At 63.4% G+C, this 20,913-nt stretch carries 16 protein-coding genes and 1 pseudogene; 9 read left to right on the top strand and 8 right to left on the bottom strand.

Going from position 1 to position 20,913, the window contains the following annotated elements; genetic code table 11:
- Positions 1-166: 166 nt before the first annotated feature.
- Both SA496_RS02585 and SA496_RS02580 read left to right on the top strand, forming a co-directional pair.
- Entirely contained in the window at positions 167-1,768 is a 1,602-nt protein-coding gene (locus SA496_RS02585; protein WP_120652924.1) for an ABC transporter substrate-binding protein, read from the top strand.
- A 198-nt stretch (positions 1,769-1,966) separates the two neighbouring features.
- The gene (locus tag SA496_RS02580; protein WP_120652925.1) at positions 1,967-3,553 is read left to right on the top strand and encodes an ABC transporter substrate-binding protein; all 1,587 of its coding nucleotides are present in this window, start codon (positions 1,967-1,969) and stop codon (positions 3,551-3,553) included.
- A gap of 192 nt (positions 3,554-3,745) precedes the next feature.
- Here SA496_RS02580 and SA496_RS02575 read toward each other — a convergent pair whose 3' ends face one another.
- Positions 3,746-4,963: a M24 family metallopeptidase gene (locus tag SA496_RS02575; protein ID WP_330115019.1), complete on the bottom strand. Its 1,218-nt coding sequence runs from the start codon at positions 4,961-4,963 to the stop codon at positions 3,746-3,748.
- A 160-nt stretch (positions 4,964-5,123) separates the two neighbouring features.
- On the opposite strand from SA496_RS02575, the gene SA496_RS02570 reads away from it, so the two are divergent.
- The 6 genes from SA496_RS02570 to SA496_RS02545 all read left to right on the top strand — a co-directional run bounded on the left by SA496_RS02570 (position 5,124) and on the right by SA496_RS02545 (position 11,769).
- Complete coding sequence (locus tag SA496_RS02570) at positions 5,124-5,687, top strand: helix-turn-helix domain-containing protein (protein ID WP_330115018.1); 564 nt, start codon at positions 5,124-5,126, stop codon at positions 5,685-5,687.
- Between the two features lie 292 nt (positions 5,688-5,979).
- On the top strand, positions 5,980-7,554 hold the full coding sequence (locus SA496_RS02565; protein WP_330115615.1) for an ABC transporter substrate-binding protein: 1,575 nt from the start codon (positions 5,980-5,982) through the stop codon (positions 7,552-7,554).
- Positions 7,555-7,757: 203 nt separating this feature from the next.
- Positions 7,758-8,768 (top strand): ABC transporter permease subunit, encoded by a 1,011-nt coding sequence (locus SA496_RS02560; protein WP_120652929.1) that lies wholly within the window; start codon positions 7,758-7,760, stop codon positions 8,766-8,768.
- Between the two features lie 20 nt (positions 8,769-8,788).
- On the top strand, positions 8,789-9,685 hold the full coding sequence (locus tag SA496_RS02555) for an ABC transporter permease subunit (protein ID WP_120652930.1): 897 nt from the start codon (positions 8,789-8,791) through the stop codon (positions 9,683-9,685).
- A 141-nt stretch (positions 9,686-9,826) separates the two neighbouring features.
- Positions 9,827-10,801, top strand: coding sequence for an ABC transporter ATP-binding protein (locus SA496_RS02550; protein ID WP_120652931.1), 975 nt, complete (start codon positions 9,827-9,829; stop codon positions 10,799-10,801).
- Positions 10,798-11,769: a peptide ABC transporter ATP-binding protein gene (locus SA496_RS02545; RefSeq protein WP_120652932.1), complete on the top strand. Its 972-nt coding sequence runs from the start codon at positions 10,798-10,800 to the stop codon at positions 11,767-11,769. The genes SA496_RS02550 and SA496_RS02545 overlap by 4 nt, the downstream gene beginning before the upstream one ends.
- Before the next feature lie 43 nt (positions 11,770-11,812).
- On the opposite strand, the gene SA496_RS29100 is transcribed toward SA496_RS02545, so the two are convergent.
- Together SA496_RS29100 and SA496_RS29095 are read right to left on the bottom strand one after the other, a co-directional pair.
- Positions 11,813-12,190: a LysE family translocator gene (locus SA496_RS29100; protein WP_442965088.1), complete on the bottom strand. Its 378-nt coding sequence runs from the start codon at positions 12,188-12,190 to the stop codon at positions 11,813-11,815.
- A pseudogene (locus SA496_RS29095) lies at positions 12,181-12,429 on the bottom strand (LysE family translocator); the annotation flags it as partial. The gene SA496_RS29100 and the pseudogene SA496_RS29095, both read right to left, overlap by 10 nt.
- Before the next feature lie 132 nt (positions 12,430-12,561).
- Between SA496_RS29095 and SA496_RS02535 the strand changes: the two are divergent.
- Positions 12,562-13,044: an Lrp/AsnC family transcriptional regulator gene (locus SA496_RS02535; protein ID WP_120652933.1), complete on the top strand. Its 483-nt coding sequence runs from the start codon at positions 12,562-12,564 to the stop codon at positions 13,042-13,044.
- 67 nt (positions 13,045-13,111) lie between these two features.
- On the opposite strand, the gene SA496_RS02530 is transcribed toward SA496_RS02535, so the two are convergent.
- The 5 genes from SA496_RS02530 to SA496_RS02510 form a co-directional block, all read right to left on the bottom strand.
- Positions 13,112-14,032, bottom strand: a complete 921-nt coding sequence (locus SA496_RS02530) for a biotin-dependent carboxyltransferase family protein (protein ID WP_330115017.1) — start codon at positions 14,030-14,032, stop codon at positions 13,112-13,114.
- The gene (locus tag SA496_RS02525) at positions 14,029-14,709 is read right to left on the bottom strand and encodes a 5-oxoprolinase subunit B family protein (RefSeq protein ID WP_120652935.1); all 681 of its coding nucleotides are present in this window, start codon (positions 14,707-14,709) and stop codon (positions 14,029-14,031) included. The genes SA496_RS02530 and SA496_RS02525 overlap by 4 nt, the downstream gene beginning before the upstream one ends.
- Positions 14,706-15,452: a 5-oxoprolinase subunit PxpA gene (locus SA496_RS02520; RefSeq protein ID WP_330115016.1), complete on the bottom strand. Its 747-nt coding sequence runs from the start codon at positions 15,450-15,452 to the stop codon at positions 14,706-14,708. The genes SA496_RS02525 and SA496_RS02520 overlap by 4 nt, the downstream gene beginning before the upstream one ends.
- Positions 15,453-15,748: 296 nt before the next feature.
- Entirely contained in the window at positions 15,749-18,307 is a 2,559-nt protein-coding gene (locus tag SA496_RS02515) for a sulfite reductase flavoprotein subunit alpha (protein ID WP_330115614.1), read from the bottom strand.
- Between the two features lie 183 nt (positions 18,308-18,490).
- On the bottom strand, positions 18,491-20,698 hold the full coding sequence (locus SA496_RS02510) for a TonB-dependent receptor (RefSeq protein ID WP_120652938.1): 2,208 nt from the start codon (positions 20,696-20,698) through the stop codon (positions 18,491-18,493).
- Positions 20,699-20,913: the final 215 nt, after the last annotated feature.

The raw sequence follows: 20,913 nt of genomic DNA, 5'->3' as shown, positions 1-20,913 counted from the left end.
CCGCGGCCTGGATTTGCAGAATTGCGACAAGGCCTTACAGCTTTATTCCACCTACTACACTCTTTCCGGTCCAGCTATTGCGTCGGGCATATGCCCTGCATAGCTTCTCGCAAGGCCCTCACAAAGGGCCCCTCAAGATGACAAACAGAATAAACATGAGGTCAACATGCGTAAAAACGCCGTCATCCAGGCACTTGTCGCCGCTGGGCTGATCGCCAGCGCACCTTTCGCCAGTGCTGCAAGCAACCTGGTGTTCTGCTCCGAAGGCAGCCCCGCCGGTTTCGACCCGGGCCAATACACCACCGGCACCGACTTCGACGCCGCCGCTGAAACCGTATTCAACCGCCTGACCCAGTTCGAGCGTGGCGGTACCGCGGTTATCCCGGGCCTGGCCGAGAAGTGGGACGTATCCCCCGATGGCCTCAGCTACACCTTCCACCTGCGCAAGGGCGTGAAGTTCCACACCACCGACTACTTCAAGCCGACCCGCGAATTCAACGCCGACGACGTGCTCTTCACCTTCCAGCGCATGCTCGACAAGGACCACCCGTTCCGCAAGGCGTACCCCACCGAATTCCCCTACTTCACCGACATGGGCATGGACGCCAACATCGCCAAGGTGGAGAAGGTCGACGACAACACCGTCAAGTTCACCCTCAATGGCGTGGATGCAGCCTTTATCCAGAACCTGGCCATGAGCTTCGCCTCCATCCAGTCCGCCGAATACGCCGACCAGTTGTTGAAGGCCGGCAAGGCCGCCGACATCAACCAGAAGCCCATCGGCACCGGCCCGTTCGTGTTCAGCCGTTACCAGAAAGACGCGCAGATTCGCTTCAAGGGCAACAAGGACTACTGGCTGCCGGGCGAGGTGAAGATCGACAACCTGATCTTCGCCATCAACACCGACGCCTCGGTGCGCATGCAGAAGCTCAAGGCTGGCGAATGCCAGGTCACCCTCTTCCCGCGTCCGGCCGACCTGGATTCGCTGAAGAAAGACGCCAACCTGAACATGCCGTCGCAGCCGGGCTTCAACCTCGGCTACATCGCCTACAACGTCACCCACAAGCCGTTCGACAAGCTTGAAGTGCGCCAGGCGCTGGACATGGCAGTAAACAAGAAAGCCATCATCGACGCCGTCTACCAGGGCGCTGGCCAACTGGCCGTGAACGGCATGCCGCCGACCCAGTGGTCCTACGACGAGTCCATCAAGGACGCCGGCTACAACCCGGAGAAGGCCAAGGAACTGCTGAAAGCCGCCGGCGTTGCCGAAGGCACCGAAATCACCCTCTGGGCCATGCCGGTTCAGCGTCCGTACAACCCTAACGCCAAGCTGATGGCCGAAATGCTTCAGTCCGACTGGGCCAAGGTAGGCATCAAGGCCAAGATCGTCACCTACGAATGGGGCGAGTACATCAAGCGCGCCAAGGGCGGCGAGCACGACGCCATGCTGATCGGCTGGAGCGGCGACAACGGTGACCCGGACAACTGGCTGGGTACCCTCTACGGTTGCGACGCTGTCGACGGCAACAACTTCTCCAAGTGGTGCGACGCCAGCTACGACAAGCTGATCAAGCAAGCCAAGGCCACTCCGGATCAGGCCAAGCGTACCGAGATGTACAAGCAGGCCCAGCACATCCTCAAGGACAACGTGCCGATCACCCCGATCGCCCACTCCACGGTCTACCAACCGATGCGCAAGAACGTGCAGGACTTCAAGATCAGCCCGTTCGCGCTCAACTCCTTCTATGGCGTGAGCGTCGGCAAGTAAGCCGGCAAACGGGGCCTTCACAGGCTATGTGAAAACGTCGCGAGCGAAGGTCAGGCAAAGCGAAGACCGCCGAAAAAGCACAGTTTACGAGTTGTAAATGAGCATTTTGAGGCGGTCTTCAACGCAGCATCACCAAGCGCAGCAATTTTCACACCGCCTGTTCGGGCTCCGTTTCGTTTACCCCATCAAGGAAGTCCGATGCGCCGAAGCCTGTTGTCCCTCGCTCTGTGCCTTCCCCTCTATTCAATGGCCAGCCAGTCCCTGGTGGTCTGCACCGAAGCCAGCCCCGAGGGCTTCGATATCGTCCAGTACACCGCCGCCACCACGGCCGATGCCTCCGCCGAAACCGTCTTCGACCGCCTGGTGCAGTTCGCTCCCGGCAGCACCCGGCTGCAACCGGGCCTGGCGGAAAGCTGGAGCATCAGCCCGGACGGCCTGGCCTACGAGTTCGAGCTGCGCAAGGGAGTCACCTTCCACAGCACGCCCTGGTTCACCCCCAGCCGCGAGTTCAACGCCGACGACGTGCTCTGGAGCTTCCAGCGCCAACTGGACCCCAGGCATCCCTGGCACAAGCTGTCCCCGCGCGGATTCCCCTATGCCGAATCCATGGCCTTCGCCCAGTTGATCGAGCGCATCGAGAAACTCGGCGAGCACCGCGTACGCTTCACCCTGAAACACCCCGAGGCGCCCTTCCTGGCCGACCTGGCCATGGGCTTCACCTCCATCTATTCCGCCGAATACGCCGACCAGTTGCTGAAAGCCGGCAAGACGGACCAGCTCAACCGCGAGCCGGTAGGGACTGGCCCCTTCGTCTTCGAGCGCTACCGAAAGGATGCGCAGATCCGTTTCCATGCCAACCCGACGTACTGGGCAGGCAAGCCAGCGGTGGAGAAACTGCTGTTCGCCATCACCCCCGATCCCAATGTACGCGTACAGCAGCTCAAGGCCGACGCCTGTCATATAGCGGTCTACCCACGCCCCACGGACATCGCCGGCCTGCGCCAGGAGCCGGAGCTGCAAGTGCTTGAGCTGGACTCCCTGCTCACTGCCTACGTCGGCATCAACACCCGCCATCCCCCGCTGGATGACGTCCGTGTGCGCCAGGCCATCAACCTGGCCTTCGACACTCGTGCTTACTTGCGCGCGCAGTTCGGCGAGGGCAACGCGAGCCTCTCCGTTGCGCCGTACCCGGCCACCCTGCTGGGCTTCAACGACAAGATCGTGCCGTGGCCCCACGACCCGGCGAAGGCGCGGCAGCTAATGGCTGAGGCCGGTCACAAGGATGGCTTCAAACTCGCCATCTGGACCCGCCCCGGCGGTGGCCCGACCAACCCCAATCCCGGCATTGGCGCACAGATGCTCCAAGCCGATCTGGCCGCGATCGGCATCAAGGCGGAGATTCGTGTGTATGAATGGGGCGAGCTGATCAAGCGCGCCAAGAACGGTGAACACGACCTGGTGTTCATGGGCTGGGCTGGCGACAACGGCGACCCGGACAACTTCCTCACGCCGAACCTGTCCTGCGCAGCGGCGAAGTCCGGTGAGAACCAGGCCGGCTGGTGCAACCAGGAATTCGACGGCCTGATCCGCGAGGCCCGCGCCATCACCGATCCGACCCGGCGCGCAGAGCTCTATCGCCAGGCCCTGGCGATCTTCCACGAACAGGCGCCGTGGATTCCCCTCGCGCATCCCAAGCAGTTCGCTGCTGTGCGCAAAGGCGTGGAGGGGTTCCAGCTGAACCCGATGGGATCGAACAATTTCGCGCGGGTTAAGGTGAACCCGTAGACCGTTTCCCTGTAGAGGCGAATTCATTCGCCAAGCAGACCACAGGCCTGCCCTTCAGAGTCAGAGCGGACCTCGACCTCCCTCACCCCAGCCCTCTCCCAGAGGGCGAGGAGGGCGTCCGTGCCGGCGCTCAGCCTTGCACTGTCCCCGTGGGAGCGACCTCAGTCGCGAAAGCAGGTCGAAGACCTGCCCTCAGGCCTCCAACCCGAACGGATCGTCGATGGAATGGCTCGGCTGGGTAAACCAGCGTGGCCCGGACGCGGTCATGTAGAAGTGGTCCTCCAGGCGAATACCGAACTCGCCCGGCACGCAGATCATCGGCTCGTTGGAGAAGCACATGCCCTCGGCCAGCGGCGTCGCGTCGCCGCGTACCAGGTAGGGACCTTCATGGATATCCATTCCGATACCGTGACCAGTGCGATGGGGCAGGCCGGGCAGTTGGTAGTCCGGGCCCAGACCGGCAGCCTCCAGGCTGCGGCGGGCCGCAGCGTCCACCACCGCGCAGGGCTCACCCAGACGCGCGGCGTCGAAGGCGGCCTGCTGTGCGGCCTTCTCGGTGTTCCACAGGGCGCGCTGGCGTTCGCTCGGTGTCCCGAACACGTAGCTGCGAGTGATATCCGACTGATAGCCATGGAGCTGGCAACCGGTGTCGATCAGCACCATGTCGCCGTCCTTGAGTACCTGCGCATGCTTCACGCCGTGTGGAAACGCGCTGGCCTCACCGAACAGCACGATGCAGAACGTCGAACCCGGCGCGCCCACCTTGCGGTGCGCCTGGTGGATGAACTCGGCAACTTCGGTGGTGCTGATGCCCTCGCGCAGGATGCTCGCGGCAGCTTTGTGCACTTCCAGGGTCATGTCCTTGGCGCGCTGCATCAGCGCCAGCTCGGTCGCGGACTTGTGGAAGCGGCAGGGGTTGATCACACAGGCTGCATCGATGAAATCGAAGCCCGAGTCGAGGCGGCGGATACCGTCGTACATGAAGAAGGCCAGCGACGGACACAGACCAACCTTGGCGTCGGCAGCGATGCCCATGCCGACCAGTATCTCCAGCAGCAGGCGATAGGGGCTCTCGTGTTCCTGCCAGGTGTGGATAACACCGTCCACCTCGCGAAAATCGCGAATGGTGCCCTCCTCGAACGCTGGGGCGATATAGGCCAGTTGGCCATTGGCAGGGAGCACGGCGCCGACCATGCGTTCGCTCGGGCTCCACTTAACCCCGGTGAAGTAGCGCAGGTTGCTGCCGGCATTCAGGTAGATGGCCGCGATGCCCTGGTCACGCATCAGGCCCTGGGCCTTGGCAATGCGCGCCTGGTACTCGCCGAGGCCGATCGGGCCCATTCCCGCGACCATGCTCGACAGGCCAGCCAGTGCCTGTTCCGAAGTCTTGCCGCCTACACCTACTGTCATGTTGTTCTCCCGAGTCGTGTTGCAGTGCGCCGAATTTAAGTTCCACTTAAATTATCGTCAACGCCAATTTTCAGTCCCACTTAATTTCAATAAGGCGACAAGCCTTTTCTACAATGCGCCGCCCGTTATACTGGCGCCCTTCAGAACAAGAGCCACGCCAATGACCGTAGAACAGATCGGCGAACGGTTGCGCCGCTATCGCCGCGCCGCCCACAAGACCCTGAACCAAGTCGCCGCCGAGTCGGGTCTCACGGCCAGTTTCCTGTCCCAGGCGGAACGCAACCTCACCGGTGTGTCGATCTCCTCCCTGGCGAACATCGCCAGATCGCTGGGGATTCCACTCAACGCCCTGTTCGACCAGCCCGTCCAGCACCAGCCCGATTCCCACCACGGTCAGCGCGTGCGCTACACCATCGGCGGCCAGCCGCTGGCCTACGAGCGCCTGTCCAGCAACTTCCCCGGCAACCTCATCAATGCAGTGAAGATGAGCATGCCGGTGGGTTACCAGTCCGAACTCATTTCCCACGAAGGCTCCGAGTTCGCCTATGTGCTGACCGGACAGATCGTTTACACCATCGAAGGTCGCAACTACCCGCTCGGCCCAGGCGATTCGGTCCATTTCGATGCCGCCAAGCCGCATTTCCTCGCCAATTCCGGCGACGAAGTCGCCGAGGTTCTGACCGTCACCACCATGGGTCTTTTCGACGACCATCCCACGCCCTGACCGGCCAGTTCCCGGAAGTAAGCAGCACTGAATTTAAGTTGACCTTAATTTCAGCATCACTTAAGTTCGGCCTCGGCCGGCGGAGGCGCAAGCATCCCTTTCCCATTCGCCGCCATCGCCCGCCCGGGTACGCCGGCATCCGGCCCCTCGGCTCGCGAATGACGGGCAGCCTGCGGCCCACGAAGCCGCAGGGTCAGGTGCAACGGACACCACAGGCTTCGACCACCTGAAACGCCGCCCTCAGAACAACAACAATGAGGTTCGCATGCGTCAGAAAACCAAGTTCAAGACCATGATCGCCGCCGGTCTGCTCCTCGGCTCCGGCTTCACCCACGCCGCCAGCAACCTGGTCTTCTGCTCCGAAGGCAGCCCCGCCGGCTTCGATCCGGGCCAATACACCACCGGCACCGACTTCGATGCGACCTCGGAAACCATCTTCAACCGCCTGGCCCAGTTCCAGCGCGGCAGCACCAAGGTCGAACCGACCCTGGCCAGCAGTTGGGACATCAGTGAAGACGGCAAGCGCTACGTCTTCCACTTGCGCCCCGGCGTGAAGTTCCACACCACCGACTACTTCAAGCCGACCCGCGAGTTCAACGCCGACGACGTGCTCTTCACCTTCCAGCGCATGCTCGACAAGGATCACCCGTTCCGCAAGGCGTACCCCACCGAGTTCCCCTACTTCACCGACATGGGTCTGGACAAGAACATCGCCAAGGTGGAGAAGGTCGACGACATGACCGTGGCCTTCACCCTGAACGACGTGGACGCTGCCTTCATCCAGAACCTGGCAATGAACTTCGCCGCGATCCAGTCCGCCGAGTACGCCGACCAGTTGCTCAAGGCCGGCAAGGCCGCCGACATCAACCAGAAGCCCATCGGCACAGGCCCCTTCGTGCTCAAGCGCTACCAGAAGGACGCGCAGATCCGCTTCACCGGCAACAAGGACTACTGGAAACCGCAAGACGTGAAGATCGACAACCTGATCTTCGCCATCAATACCGATGCCTCGGTGCGTACCCAGAAGCTCAAGGCCGGCGAATGCCAGGTCACCCTCAACCCGCGTCCTGCTGATATCGAGGCCCTGAAGAAGGACCCGAACCTGCAGGTGCCGAGCGAGCCCGGTTTCAATCTCGGCTACATCGCCTACAACGTCACCCGCGCGCCCTTCGACAAACTCGAAGTGCGCCAGGCGCTGGACATGGCTGTGAACAAGAAAGCCATCATCGACGCCGTATACCAGGGCGCTGGCCAACTGGCCGTGAACGGCATGCCGCCGACCCAGTGGTCCTATGACGAATCCATCAAGGACCGCGACTTCAACCCGGAAAAGGCCAAGGAACTGCTGAAAGCCGCCGGCGTTGCCGAAGGCACCGAGATCACCCTCTGGGCGATGCCGGTTCAGCGTCCGTACAACCCCAACGCCAAGCTGATGGCCGAAATGCTCCAGGCCGACTGGGCGAAGATCGGCATCAAGGCGCGCATCGTCAGCTACGAATGGGGCGAGTACATCAAGCGCGCCCACGCCGGCGAGCACGACGCCATGCTGATCGGCTGGACCGGCGACAACGGTGACCCGGACAACTGGCTGGGCACGCTCTATGGCTGCGACTCGGTGGACGGCAACAACTTCTCCAAATGGTGCGACGCCCGCTACGACAAGCTGGTAAAAGCGGCCAAGGCCACCGCCGACGTCGAGAAACGTACCGAACTCTACAAGCAGGCCCAGCACGTCCTGCAGCAACAGGTACCGATCACCCCCATCGCGCACTCCACGGTCTATCAACCGATGCGCGCCAGCGTGAAGGACTTCCTGATCAGCCCCTTCGGACGCAACAGCTTCTATGGCGTTTCCAACGGACGCTGAGTGATCGAGGCCGGGGAACCGGCCTCCTTCGCAACCTCAAGTCGGCGAGTAGACCGGCCGAGGCCAATCTCACCTGCCACCACAAACGCAAAGCGCCGCCTTCCCGTTCCCATCGGACCGGCGCCTTTACCTATGCGGCCTAAACTGCAGGGAATGGTCAGGACGCTGACCAGCATTACAAAGATGAGGAGTGATTCGCCCAAATGCTGAGTTTCATTGCACGCCGACTGGGACTTCTGATCCCCACCTTCTTCGGCGTCACCTTGCTCACCTTCGCCCTGATCCGCCTGATTCCCGGCGACCCGGTGGAAGTGATGATGGGTGAACGTCGGGTCGACCCGGAAATGCACGCCCAGGCCATGGAACGCCTCGGTCTCAACAAACCGTTGCCGGAACAGTACCTGGACTACATCGGCAAGCTGGCGCAGGGCGACCTGGGTGAATCGCTGCGTACTCGCGAAGGCGTCTGGAACGAGTTCCTCACGCTGTTCCCCGCTACCCTGGAACTGGCCATCGCTGCGCTGATCTTCTCCGGCACCCTCGGCGTGCTTGCAGGCGTGATCGCCGCCTTGAAGCGAGGCTCGCTATTCGACCACGGGGTGATGGGCATTTCCCTGGCGGGCTACTCGATGCCGATCTTCTGGTGGGGCCTGCTGCTGATCATGTTCTTCTCCGTGTGGCTGGGCTGGACGCCAGTGTCAGGGCGCATCGACCTGCTCTACGACATCGAGCCGAGAACCGGCTTCATGCTCATCGACACCCTGTATTCCGAAGAGGAAGGTGCCTTCGTCGACGCCCTGCGCCACCTGATCCTGCCCGCCATCGTACTGGGCACCATCCCCCTGGCGGTGATCGCCCGCATGACCCGTTCGGCGATGCTCGAAGTGCTGCGCGAGGACTACGTGCGTACCGCTCGTGCCAAAGGCCTGTCGCCGGCTCGCGTGGTCTTCGTCCACGGCCTGCGCAACGCGCTGATCCCGGTACTCACCGTTTTCGGCCTGCAGGTAGGCACCCTGCTTGCGGGTGCGGTGCTGACTGAAACCATCTTCTCCTGGCCCGGCATTGGTAAATGGCTGATCGAAGCCATCGGTGCCCGCGACTACCCGGTGGTGCAGAACGGCATCCTGCTGATCGCCTGCCTGGTGATCGTGGTGAACTTCGTCGTGGACATCCTCTACGGCCTGGTTAATCCACGCATCCGTCATCAGCGTTAAGGAGACCTGACGTGACCACAATGCAACCCCAGGTCGACCCGAGCATCCTCTACCCTTCCCCGCTGAAGGAGTTCTGGAAGGCCTTCGCCCACAACAAGGGCGCCGTCGGCGGCCTCGCCTTCATGATCCTGATCGTCTTCTGCGCCCTGTTCGCCCCCTGGGTCGCACCCCATGACCCGAGCGAGCAGTTCCGCGACTTCCTGCTGACCCCACCGGTCTGGCTGGAAGGCGGCCAGGCGCAGTTCCTGCTCGGCACCGACGAACTCGGCCGCGACCTGCTCTCGCGCCTGATCTTTGGGGCCCGCCTGTCCCTGCTGATCGGCCTGGCCTCGGTGGTGATGTCGCTGATCCCAGGCATCCTGTTCGGCCTGCTCGCAGGCTTCTTCCCGCGCCTGCTGGGTCCATCGATCATGCGCGTGATGGACATCATGCTGGCCCTGCCGTCGCTGCTGCTGGCCGTGGCCATCGTCGCCATCCTCGGCCCAGGCCTGATCAACACCGTGATCGCCATCGCCATCGTCTCCCTGCCCTCCTATGTGCGCCTGACCCGCGCCTCGGTGATGGGCGAGCTGAACCGCGACTACGTCACCGCGTCGCGTCTGGCCGGTGCCGGCCTGCTGCGCCTGATGTTCGTCACCGTGCTGCCCAACTGCATGGCGCCGCTGATCGTCCAGGCCACCCTGAGCTTCTCCTCGGCCATCCTCGACGCCGCCGCCCTGGGCTTCCTCGGCCTTGGCGTGCAGCCGCCCACTCCCGAGTGGGGCACCATGCTGGCCTCCGCGCGCGACTACATCGAACGCGCCTGGTGGGTGGTTTCGCTGCCTGGCCTGACCATCCTGCTCAGCGTGCTGGCGATTAACCTGATGGGCGACGGCCTGCGCGATGCGCTGGACCCGAAACTCAAGAATGCAGTCTGAGGAGCCCGCCATGAGAATCTCCGTTCCGCGCCGGCTTCTCGTAGGCGCCAGCTTGCTGGCGAACCTGCAGCCCCCCTTCGCGAGCAAGCTCGCTCCTACAACGTCGCGTTCAAGCGTTGCGCATTGCCTGGAGACCGCCGTATGAGCCTCCTTGAAATCAAGAACCTCAGCGTGCGCTTCGGCGACGCCAACGCCGTCCCGGTGGTGGATGGCCTCGACATCTCGGTGAACAAGGGCGAGGTGCTGGCCATCGTCGGCGAGTCCGGCTCGGGTAAGTCGGTCACCATGATGGCCCTGATGGGGCTGATCGATGCCCCCGGTCGTATCACCGCCGACAGCCTGCGCTTCGACGGTCACGACATGCTCAAGCTCAAGGGTCGGCAGCGTCGCCATATCGTCGGCAAGGACCTGGCGATGGTCTTCCAGGACCCGATGACCGCCCTCAATCCCAGCTACACCGTAGGCTTCCAGATCGAGGAAGTGCTGCGCCAGCACCTCGGGCTGAAGGGCAAGGCTGCTCGCCAGCGCGCCCTGGAGTTGCTGGAACGGGTGGAAATCCCCGGCGCCGCCAGCCGCCTCGATGCTTACCCGCACCAGCTTTCCGGCGGCATGAGTCAGCGCGTGGCCATTGCCATGGCCATCGCTGCCGAGCCCAAGCTGCTGATCGCCGACGAACCCACGACGGCACTCGACGTGACCATCCAGGCGCAGATCATGGACCTGCTGCTGGACCTGCAACGTGACCAGGGCATGGCCCTGGTGCTGATCACCCATGACCTGGCGGTGGTGGCCGAAACCGCTGACCGCGTCTGCGTGATGTACGCCGGTCAGGCCGTGGAAATCGGCGAGGTGCCGCGCCTGTTCGACGAGCCCACCCACCCCTATACCGAAGCCCTGCTCAAGGCGATTCCCGAGCACAGCCTGGGCGCCCACCGCCTGTCGACGCTGCCCGGCATCGTCCCCGGACGCTATGACCGGCCACACGGCTGCCTGCTGTCGCCGCGCTGCCCTTACAGCCAGCCCAACTGCGTGGCCCAGCGTCCGAGCCTGGACCCGCACGCCCATGGTGCCGTGCGCTGCTTCTACCCCCTTAACCTGATCGAGGTGGCGCGATGAGTGCCGTATTGACCGCCCGCGAACTGACCCGCCACTACGAAGTCTCGCGGGGCCTGTTCAAGCCCCATGCCCTGGTGCGCGCCCTCAACGGTGTGTCCTTCGAACTGCAGGCCGGCCGTACGCTGGCCGTGGTCGGCGAATCCGGCTGCGGCAAATCAACCCTGGCCCGTGCCCTGACCTTGATCGAAGAACCCTCCTCCGGCTCGCTGCAGATCGCCGGCCGTGAAGTGGCGGGGGCCAGCAAGGACGAACGCAAACAACTGCGCCGCGATGTGCAGATGGTCTTCCAGAATCCCTACGCGTCGCTCAACCCGCGGCAGAAGATCGGCGATCAGCTGGCAGAACCGCTGGTCATCAACTCCGGCCTGTCCCGCGTGGAACGCCGCGAGCAGGTGCAGGCGATGATGCAGCAGGTGGGCTTGCGCCCTGAGCATTACCAGCGCTACCCGCACATGTTCTCCGGCGGCCAGCGCCAGCGCATCGCACTGGCCCGGGCCATGATGCTCAATCCCAAGGTGCTTGTGGCGGACGAGCCCACCTCGGCGCTCGACGTGTCGATCCAGGCCCAGGTACTCAACCTCTTCATGGACCTGCAGGAACGCTACAACACCGGCTACGTGTTCATCTCCCACAACCTCGCGGTGGTGCGCCACGTCGCCAACGATGTGCTGGTGATGTACCTCGGCCGCCCGGCGGAAATGGGCCCCAGCGATCTGATCTACGAGCGTCCGCTGCACCCTTACACCAAGGCCCTGCTCTCGGCCACACCGGCAATTCATCCGGACCCGAGCAAGCCGAAGATCAAGATCGCCGGCGAACTGCCCAACCCGCTAAACCCGCCGTCCGGCTGCGCCTTCCACAAGCGCTGCCCTTACGCGACCGAGCGCTGCAAGGTGGAAGTACCGGAGCTGCGCCTGCTCGACGCTCGCCAGGTGGCCTGCCACAACGCGGAGAGCATCAACGGTTAAGGGGTTGATCAGGAAACCCTTGTAGGGGCGATTGAATTCGCCCCTACAGATCCCGCAGCACCGCCAACCTCACCCCAAACCCCACCAGCACTCCACCGAACAGCCACTGCTGCACCCGCTGTACCAGCGGGCGGCGCCCCAGCCAGCGGCCCAGTCCTTCCCCGGCCAGCGCATAGGCCGAATCGAAAACCAGTCCCGCCGCCACCAGCACCACGCCGAGTAGCGCGAACTGCAGCCCCAATGGTCCATCAGCCGGGCTGACAAACTGCGGCAACAGCACGGAACAGAACACCAGCGCCTTGGGATTGAGCAGATTGGTCAACAGACCTCGCCGCAGCGCCTGCCCATACGCCCGCGAGGACTGACGCGCGCCTTCCACCACCAATGCCGAAGTCTCCGCCTGGAACAGCTTTACTCCCAGCCAGAGCAGGTAGGCAGCACCGGCCAGGCGCACGAGGTCGAAGGTCCAGGGCCCGAGCGGAACAGCACCGCCAGTCCCAGGCCGGCGAGCGCCACATGGCAACTGCGCGCCAGCGCCAGCCCAAGTGCGGTGGCCAGGGCCATGGCGCGGCCCTGGCGGGCGCCGGTTTGCAGCAGGAGGATCATGTCGGGACCGGGCAACAGGTAGACCACTGCCAGGGCTATCAGGAAAGCAGTCATTTCTTCGCTCCAGGTCGAGGTATGGAGGAAAAATTCTAGGGCCGAACGCCAGGGCAGGTGCTTGCGTATTTGACTGCAAAAGCCATGATTCATGGAATTTCCTGCCAATCAAGAACCCTACTACGAGCGCTTATGCCAAAACTTAAACTTGATGCTCTTGACCACCGCATCCTCGCCGCGCTGCAGCGCGACGGCCGCCTGTCCAACGTGCAACTGGCAGACGAGATTGGCCTGTCCGCCTCACCGTGCCTGCGCCGGGTGCGATTGCTGGAAGAGGCTGGGGTGATTCGCGGATACCACGCCAACCTCGACCGCGACGAAGTGGGGCTGGGTTTGACGGTATTCGTGGGGATCAAGGTGGAACGCCACGGCCAGGAACAGGCCGACGCCTTCCGCGAAGCGGTGATCAGCCTGCCCGAAGTGATCTCGGTGCACCTGGTATCGGGCGAATCGGACTTCCTGCTGCAAGTAGTCGTGCCAGACCTGCGCGCCTACGAGCAGTTCCTCACAGGCACCCTGCTGAGGCTGCCCGGCGTCAGCGATATCCGCAGCAATTTCGCCATACAGACCGTGAAGGCGCCCTCGCCGCTACCGTTGAACCACCTGCCGAAATGACCTGCCGCACGAACGGGCTGCTTCTCTGTGGGGGCGAATTCATTCACCCCCACACAGTGCAATGGACCTAACGTCCAAAGAACCGATAGAACTCCCGCAACTCATCCTGGGTATCTGCCAGGCTGACGGCCGTGAAACGCAGCACCTGGTTGGCCGGACACTGGGCCAGGAGCCCGAGGTCCAGGGGGTGGACCCAGCCGAGCACCGGGTATCCCCCCATGGTCTGCCGGTCCGCGGTGAGAATGATCGGCCGGCCATCCGGCGGCACCTGGACAGCGCCGACGACCACGCCCTGGGACCACTGCCGTTGCGGCGCGACCATGGCCTTGCCTTCCAGGCGCGCGCCCATGCGGTCGGATTGCGGGCTGAGCAGCCAGGCCCCTTCGAAGAAGGCTTGCACCTGCTGCTCATCGAAGCTGACAGCATCGCCGCCAATCATCACCCGCAGCAGCTGTGCTGACATGTAGTCCGGCTGCCACGGCCAGGGCACGCTGGCGCCGCGGGGAAATTCGCCTCGGCTACCGGCAAGCAGATCCCCCCTTGCAAGACGAACGCCCTCGCCATCCAACCCGCCCAGGCCTTCTCGCATCTGGCAGGCGACGCTGCCCAGTACCGGCTCGGCGCGAATGCCGCCTACCAGCGCCAGGTAGCTGCGCTGGCCACTGCGGGCGAAGCCGATCTGCAGGCGCTGGCCAGGTTCAAGACGAAAGCGCGACCAGTTGAGGCGAGGTTCGCCATCTACGCTCAGCGGCATATCGGCACCCGCCAGCGCGACCCAGAGCGCCTCCTCTGCCTCCAGCTCCAGGCCCCCCAGGGAGATTTCCACAACCGCGCAACTGCGTGCGTTGCCCAGCAGACGATTGGCCCAAGCTGCTGCCAGCGGGTCCATGGGACCGGCCGGAGAAACGCCAAGATGCTGCCAGCCATGACGGCCGGCGTCTTGCAACAGGCTCAGGGGGCCGGGCTTGATCACGCGCAAGCCACTCATGAATCGCCTCCGCCTTCGGCGCGATAGCGGGCCTCGTCGATGGCGAAAAATCGCACGCGGTCCCCCAGGGCAAGCGGGCAAGGCGGCTCGCGGTGCGCATCGAAGAGCGTCCAGGGACACAGTCCCAGTAGATGCCAACCGCCCGGGGATGCCTGGGGATAAATCGCCGTCTGCCGCTCGGCGATAGCCAGGCTGCCGGCCGGTACGCGTATGCGTGGGCTGCTGCGACGCGGCAGGGCCAGACGCGGATCGAGGCCACCGAGGTAAGCGAAGCCAGGCGAGAAACCGATGGCACCGACCCGGTACTCGGCACCGCTGTGGATATCCACCAGTTCGCCGATCGAGAGGCCACAGGACTCGGCCACCCAGGCCAGGTCCTCACCGCAGTACCAGATGGGGATTTCATGCAACTGGCCGGTTTCAGCCACGGCCGGCGCGGTCAGCCAGGCTTCCAGCAGCGGCTCGATACGTTCGGCCAGGGCGAGGTGGTCGGTACGGGTCAGGTCATAGTGCAACAGCAGGGTGGTCCAGCCAGGCACCAGGTCGAGAAGCAGGTGCCCCAGCTCGCGCCGCAGGACGCCGGCCAGCGTAGCGATGCGCTGCGGTAGCCAGGCATCCGGTTCGTCAGCCAGCACCAACAGCAATGCTTCAGCGCCAGCGGGCTCGAGGCGGATCATAGGGCGTCCAGCTTGCCTCGCAAACGGCGCAACACGGCCAGGGAGTCGGGGTTGTCACCATGCACGCAGAGGCTGTCCGCCACCAGCCGCAGGGGTTTGCCATCGATGTCCGGGAAGGGCTCGCCAACGGCGATGGCCAATGCCTGGTCGAGGATGCGTTCGGCATCGTGGTGCACGGCTCCGGCCATGCGCCGGGGCGCCAGTTGGCCATCGGAGAGATAGGCACGGTCGGCGAAGGCCTCGAACATCAGCGGCACATCGGCGGCATCGGCCAGTTGCAGCTCGCGGCTGTTGTCGGCCAGCGCCAGCACCATCAGCGGCAGCCCCTTGCGATAGCTGGCGCAGGCATCGAGGACCGCTTCAAACAGAGCGTCATCACGCACCAGGTCGTTGTACAGCGCGCCGTGCGGCTTCACGTAGGCCACCTGGGTACCGACCGTTCGGCAGAACGCTTCCAGTGCACCGATCTGGTAAAGCACCTGGGCGCGCACTTCCTCCGGCGTACAAGCCATGTGGCGCCGCCCGAAACCGGCAAGGTCCGGGTAGGCCGGATGGGCGCCGATGCGCACGTTGTGACGCAGCGCCAGCTCGACGGTGCGTTGCATGGTCAGGGGATCGGCGGCATGGAAACCGCAGGCCAGGTTCGCCTGGTCCACCAGCGGCATGGCGAGCTCGTCGTCACCCATGCGCCAGGCACCGAAGCTTTCCCCCATGTCGCAGTTCAGCAGGATTCGTCTGTTCATGAAGCGGATTATGGCTAAAGCCGGCGCTCTTGTAGGAGCGAATTTATTCGCGAAAAGGGTTGGCACCGAGCAGGCCTGACGTTGCCCTCACCCCCGCCCTCTCCTGCAAGCGGGAGAGGGGGCTGTCCGTGCCCTCGAACTGTTCTTCATTTTTCCTGTAGGAGCGAATTCAGTCGTCAAGCAGGCCGAAGGTCTGCCCTTGAACGATCCCCCTCCCGCCGCAAAAAAACGCCCCACACAAGGCGGGGCGAACATTCCCCAGGAGCAGGGATCACTCGGTTCGGCGCTTCGCGCCGTCAATACACGTCGCGTCGGTAGCGGCCTTCGTCATTCAATTGCTGCAGCACCTCATCACCGAGGATGTCGCGCAGAGCGCGGTCAACGCCTTCAGCCATGCCTTGCAGGCTGCCGCAGACGTAGATCACCGCACCTTCGTCGATCCAGGCACGCAGCTCGCCGGCAGCTTCGCGCAGGCGATCCTGTACGTAGATTTTCTCGGCCTGGTCGCGGGAGAAAGCGAGGTCCAGGCGTTGCAGCTCACCCTTGGCCAGCCAGCCTTCGATTTCTTCGCGACAGTAGAAGTCGTGAGCCTGGTTGCGCTCGCCGAACAGCAGCCAGTTGCGATTGCGCCCGGCGGAGATGGCCGCCTTGAGCAGGCTGCGCAGGCCGGCGAGGCCAGTGCCGTTGCCGATGAAGATCAGCGGGCGGTCTTCGTCGATCAGATGGAAGCGGCTATTGCGGCGAAGGCGCAGCGGCATGACGGCGCCTTGCGGCAGGTAGTGGGTCAGCCACCCGGAAGCGATACCCAGGCTGCCATCAACGTGCTGCTCCTGGCGTACGATCAGCTCCAGTGCACCGTCACTGGCCAGCGAGGCGATGGAGTACTGGCGAACGGAAAGGCCGATCAGCGCCTGCACCACGGCTTGTGGCTGCAGGCCCACCAGATGCTCGAACGAGCCCGGCAACAGGCGACCGGCCAGTGCCTGGCGCAGCGACTGGCGCAGGCCGTCCAGCTCCACCGGCGCGTCGCCGTCGAGGTGGTGCCTGGCAAGCCAGGCCTCGACGACCGGTTCGGCCTGACTCGGGAGGATTTCAACCAGGTCGCCGGCCTGCCAGTCCACCTGGCTGCCCGCCGGGGCGCGCAGTCGTAGAAGCCAGGTGGATTCACCCTGGCTGCCCGGATTCAGGTGTTCACGTTTTTCCAGTGTCCAGCTTTCGAAGCCTGGGCCGCTCCAGGGGGAGAGCACGCTTCCACCCGATACCTGGGCCAGTTGCTGCTGCCAATGGTGCAGTGCGCCACTATCACCGTTGTCCACTTCCACCGGCTCGAACAGTTGACTCGCGCCCTGCCCTTTCAGCCAGGCCTGCAGGCGACGGCCGAAGCCGCAGAACTGTTCGTACTGGCGATCACCCAGGGCCAGCACGGCAAAACGCAGGCCGGCAAGCTGGGAAGCCTGACCGATCACCTTGCGTTCGAAGCCGCGGGCGTTGTCAGGCGCTTCGCCGTCGCCGAAGGTGCTGACCACGAAGAGTGCATTGCTGGCTTGGGCCAGGGTCGCACCATCCAGGGTGGCGAGCGGCTCGACGCGCACTGGCAGTCCGGCAGCCTGCAGCTGCCCCGCGCTCTGCCAGGCCAATTGCTCGGCGAATCCGCTCTGGCTGGCGAAGCCGATCAGCCAGGAATCCTTGCCACCGCTCTCGGCCAAGCTGCCACGGGCCGCCTTGACTGCACGCTTCTTGCGTCGACGGTCGAGATAGAGCAGCCAGCCGGTGACGAAGAATAGCGGCATGGTCAGGCTCGCCAGCATCACCAGGATGCGCCCCGTCAGGCCGAAATATTCACCCACGTGCAGCGCATAGATGCTGGTCAGCAACTGTGCCTTGAAGCTCTTGTCGGTGTAGCGCTCACTACGGATCACTTTGCCGCTGACCGGATCAAGGGCGATCTGGTTGAGGGCGCGCGGGTGCGCGGCATCTTCCAGCAGGTAAAACACCTGGGCCGGCCGGCCGCCCACCGGCGGCAGGCGCAGGTTGTAGACGCTCATGCTCGGGCCAGCTGTTTCGCGGATGCTCTTCCATACGGCGTCATAGTCGACCACCAGCGGCGGTCCCGAAGGTGCCTGTCCCCCCTGGCGGCCTGGGCCTTCGCCGCGGCGCTCACCTGGTTTGCCTTGCTGGCCAGCGGGGGCATCGGACAGCAGCCGATTAAGGCCTTCGCGGTACCACTCGTAGGACCAGAACAGGCCAGTCAGGGCGGCCAGGAGATAGAACGCCAGGCACCAGGTACCCGCCACGGCATGCAGGTCCCAGTTGAAGCTGCGCCCCTTGCGCGACCAGTCCAGGGTCAGCCAGGCACGCCAGCTGCCAGCCTTGCGCGGCCAGCGGAGGTAAAGGCCGGAAAGGCAGAAGAAGATGAGGATCAGGGTGCAGGCGGCGGTGATCTGCTTGCCGAACTCGCCCATGGCGAGGAAACGGTGCAGTTGCAGCATCAGGCCGAAGAACTGCTGGCCGGCGGGCTCGCCCAGCAGCTCACCGGTGTAGGGATCGAAGTAACGCCAAGGGCCACGACGCTCCCCGGGAGGCGGCGCGAAAAATACACGGGCGGCATGGTCGTTGTTGGTTTCGACCCAGAGGCCGGACACCTTCTTGCCTTCGGCAGCCTCGATCTTGCTCACCAGTTCGGCGGGCGGCAGCACGCCGCCATCGCGCACCTCGACCGTCAGGGTCTCTGGATTGAGCAAACGCAGGATTTCTTCCTGGAAGCTGTAGGCAGCCCCGGTGATGCCCATCAAAGCCAAGACCAGACCGGCACTGATACCGAACAGCCAGTGCAGCTGGAACAGGGTCTTCTTCAACACGTGATATCCCTCGGATACGCACCTGGCGGTGCGTCAAATCGCTGGTTCGCGGCAGGCCCCATGCCTGACCGGGCTGCGATTTTATTTGAGAACGGGATGCATTAAATCAGGAAAAGAAGGTTTTACCTTTTATTTACAGCGACACGGGCCCTGCACAAGGCAGGGCCCACGACTCGTCCGTCAGAACGAGTAGGTAGCGGTCAGGATCGCTGCTCGGGCATCGCCATATTCGATGGCAGAGGAACGCGCGTCGGTGCCGTTCTGCTGGCGCACGCGCTCTACATAGTCCTTGTCGAACAGGTTGTTCACGTTCAGCTGCAGGTCCAGCTCCTTGTTGACCTTGTAGCCGACCATAGCGTTGTGCAGCCAGTAGGCATCAAGCTTGGCGGTCGTGCTTGAGCTGACGTTACGCTCACTGATGTAGCGGGCGCCGTACCCCAGGGTCCAGCCTTCCGGCAACTCGTAGGTCGTCCACAGGTTGAACGAGCGCGGCGGGGTGTTGCCCAGAGCCTGGCCTTCGCGAGCGATACCGGCAGCGGTGTCGGCGGCCTCGAGGGTCTCACTGGACTGGAAGGTGTAGTTGGCGAACACATCCCACTGCTCGGTGATGTGACCGGTCAGCCCCAGTTCCACACCCTCTACGCGCTGTTTGCCCGCCAGTTGGGTGGAGCCATCGAGCATGGTTTCACGCGCATTGGTCTTCTCGACGCGGAACAGTGCGCCATCGACCTCCAGGCGGCCACCCAGCAGTTCCCACTTGGTGCCCAGTTCCCAGGTTTCGTTCTTTTCCGGATCGAGGTTCTCGGTTGCAGCGGTCAGGCCGCCACCGTTGGAGGCGATGCCTTCGGCCGTGGGGTTGAAGGAGTTGCCCCAGGCCACGTAGAAGCGGCCATTCTCAACCGGTTTGTAGACCAGGCCTGCACGGCTGCTGAGCTTTTCGTCCTTGGAGGTAAAGCTGCCGTTCTGCACGTTGGTCGCCGAGAAGGTGTCGCTGTGCCCTTTGAACCAGTCGTAGCGCAGGCCGACGTTGAAGTCCCACTGTTCGCTCAGGGCGATGGTGTCGAAGACGTACAGCGCCTTGTCGTCCAACTGGTTCTCGGTGAAACCGGTGGTGGTCTTGTTGACCGGGCCAACCCAATGACCGGGCGGATTGCTCAGATCGTAGCCATTGGCCGGGAAGACGGGGTTGCCGAGACCATGGTTGTAGCTCTTGAGATCGAAGTCCTCGCGGGAGATCTCCGCTCCGGTTACCAGCTCGTGGCCAAGGCCGAAGGTGTCGAAGCTCGCGCGCAGGTTGGTCTGGTTGATCCACATTTCAGTCGTGGTGTCGCGGCCGGAAGCCTGAGGGCCCGCTGGACGATACCGGCCCGCCGGCACACCGGTGAGGTTCACGTGGGAGGCGGAGACGATGGTGTTGCGGTCGATACGGCTGTAGCGGGTCAGGTTCTGCAGACGCAGGCTGTCGCTGAAATCGTGCTCGAAGTTCGCGGTGAATGCACTCTGCTCGATTTCATCCTTGTCCAGGTTATCCCAGCCGAAGTAATCCTCGCGGCTGACGCCAGCGAGCTTCTTGCCATTCAGGGCCGGTACGCCGTAGTCGGGCAGGTTGTCATCGGTCTGATGGAAGGCACTCAGGGTCAGGCGGGTAGCGTCGTTGAGGCCCAGACGCAGGGACGGGGCAACACCCCAACGCTCGCGGTCAATCTCGTCGCGGCCGGGCACGTCGTTTTCATGGGCCATCAGGTTCACGCGGAAGGCGCTGTTGCTGCCCACGCCTTCCAGAGGTTGGTTGGCGTCCAGGGTGAGGCGATGGTAGTTGTCGGTGCCGAGGCCCCCACCCAGGGTGGTAAAGGCGCGGTCCATCGGCTGCTTGCTGATGATGTTGATGCTGCCGCCGGTAGTACCAGCGCCGCCGAACACCGAGTTCGGGCCTTTGATGACCTCGACCTGCTCGATGTTGAAAGTATCGGTACGGCTGGTCTGTGCGCTGTCACGCAGGCCATCGATCTGGATGTTGTTGTTCGCGGAGAAGCCGCGAATGTTGATGCTGTCGCCGGAACCACCGCCGCCCTCACCGGCGTTGAAGGTGATGCCGGATACGTTGGACAGCACCTGGCGCAGGCTAAGAGCCTGCTGCTCCTGGATCACTTCCTTGGGCACGACCGTGATGGTCTGCGGAGTATCCAGCAGAGGGGCGGTGTACTTCGCAGAGGAGGATTGCTCGACCTTGTAGGTTTTCTTGGCCGCCTTACCGTCGACGTTAACGGTGCCAAGTTCGAGGGCCTTGCTTTGCTCCGCAGCCAGAGCCAGGCCGGCGGTCGAGGCAGTGGCGATACCGATCGCGGAAGCAAGAAGAGCACGTTGCGGCAGGTTATTCTTTTTGATCATAAGAATCACTCCCCAGTGGATTTGAGGCGCGATTCTATTTGCGAACGTTTATCAGTAAAGTTTTTTGTGCTGACTTTACATACTCTTTACATTTCTCGAGACCTGGAACGGGATCACGAAGCAAGCTTATCTACCGCAAAAAACCTCAATCATGGCGCTATAGAAAGCAATAAATGCTAAAAAACTCGATCCATCAGAATCGATAATCTGCGCCA

This window comes from Pseudomonas sp. JS3066, from assembly GCF_036328175.1.
Taxonomy (GTDB): Bacteria; Pseudomonadota; Gammaproteobacteria; order Pseudomonadales; family Pseudomonadaceae; genus Metapseudomonas.
This window is presented reverse-complemented; position numbering and strand designations above follow the sequence as displayed.

Excerpts from the sequence above, each read along its gene's own strand:
- SA496_RS02585 (WP_120652924.1), top strand. The coding sequence starts at position 167 with ATGCGTAAAAACGCCGTCATCCAGGCACTTGTCGCCGCTGGGCTGATC.
- SA496_RS02580 (WP_120652925.1), top strand. The coding sequence starts at position 1,967 with ATGCGCCGAAGCCTGTTGTCCCTCGCTCTGTGCCTTCCCCTCTATTCA.
- SA496_RS02575 (WP_330115019.1), bottom strand. The coding sequence starts at position 4,963 with ATGACAGTAGGTGTAGGCGGCAAGACTTCGGAACAGGCACTGGCTGGC.
- SA496_RS02570 (WP_330115018.1), top strand. The coding sequence starts at position 5,124 with ATGACCGTAGAACAGATCGGCGAACGGTTGCGCCGCTATCGCCGCGCC.
- SA496_RS02565 (WP_330115615.1), top strand. The coding sequence starts at position 5,980 with ATGATCGCCGCCGGTCTGCTCCTCGGCTCCGGCTTCACCCACGCCGCC.
- SA496_RS02560 (WP_120652929.1), top strand. The coding sequence starts at position 7,758 with ATGCTGAGTTTCATTGCACGCCGACTGGGACTTCTGATCCCCACCTTC.
- SA496_RS02555 (WP_120652930.1), top strand. The coding sequence starts at position 8,789 with ATGCAACCCCAGGTCGACCCGAGCATCCTCTACCCTTCCCCGCTGAAG.
- SA496_RS02550 (WP_120652931.1), top strand. The coding sequence starts at position 9,827 with ATGAGCCTCCTTGAAATCAAGAACCTCAGCGTGCGCTTCGGCGACGCC.
- SA496_RS02545 (WP_120652932.1), top strand. The coding sequence starts at position 10,798 with ATGAGTGCCGTATTGACCGCCCGCGAACTGACCCGCCACTACGAAGTC.
- SA496_RS02535 (WP_120652933.1), top strand. The coding sequence starts at position 12,562 with ATGCCAAAACTTAAACTTGATGCTCTTGACCACCGCATCCTCGCCGCG.
- SA496_RS02530 (WP_330115017.1), bottom strand. The coding sequence starts at position 14,032 with ATGAGTGGCTTGCGCGTGATCAAGCCCGGCCCCCTGAGCCTGTTGCAA.
- SA496_RS02525 (WP_120652935.1), bottom strand. The coding sequence starts at position 14,709 with ATGATCCGCCTCGAGCCCGCTGGCGCTGAAGCATTGCTGTTGGTGCTG.
- SA496_RS02520 (WP_330115016.1), bottom strand. The coding sequence starts at position 15,452 with ATGAACAGACGAATCCTGCTGAACTGCGACATGGGGGAAAGCTTCGGT.
- SA496_RS02510 (WP_120652938.1), bottom strand. The coding sequence starts at position 20,698 with ATGATCAAAAAGAATAACCTGCCGCAACGTGCTCTTCTTGCTTCCGCG.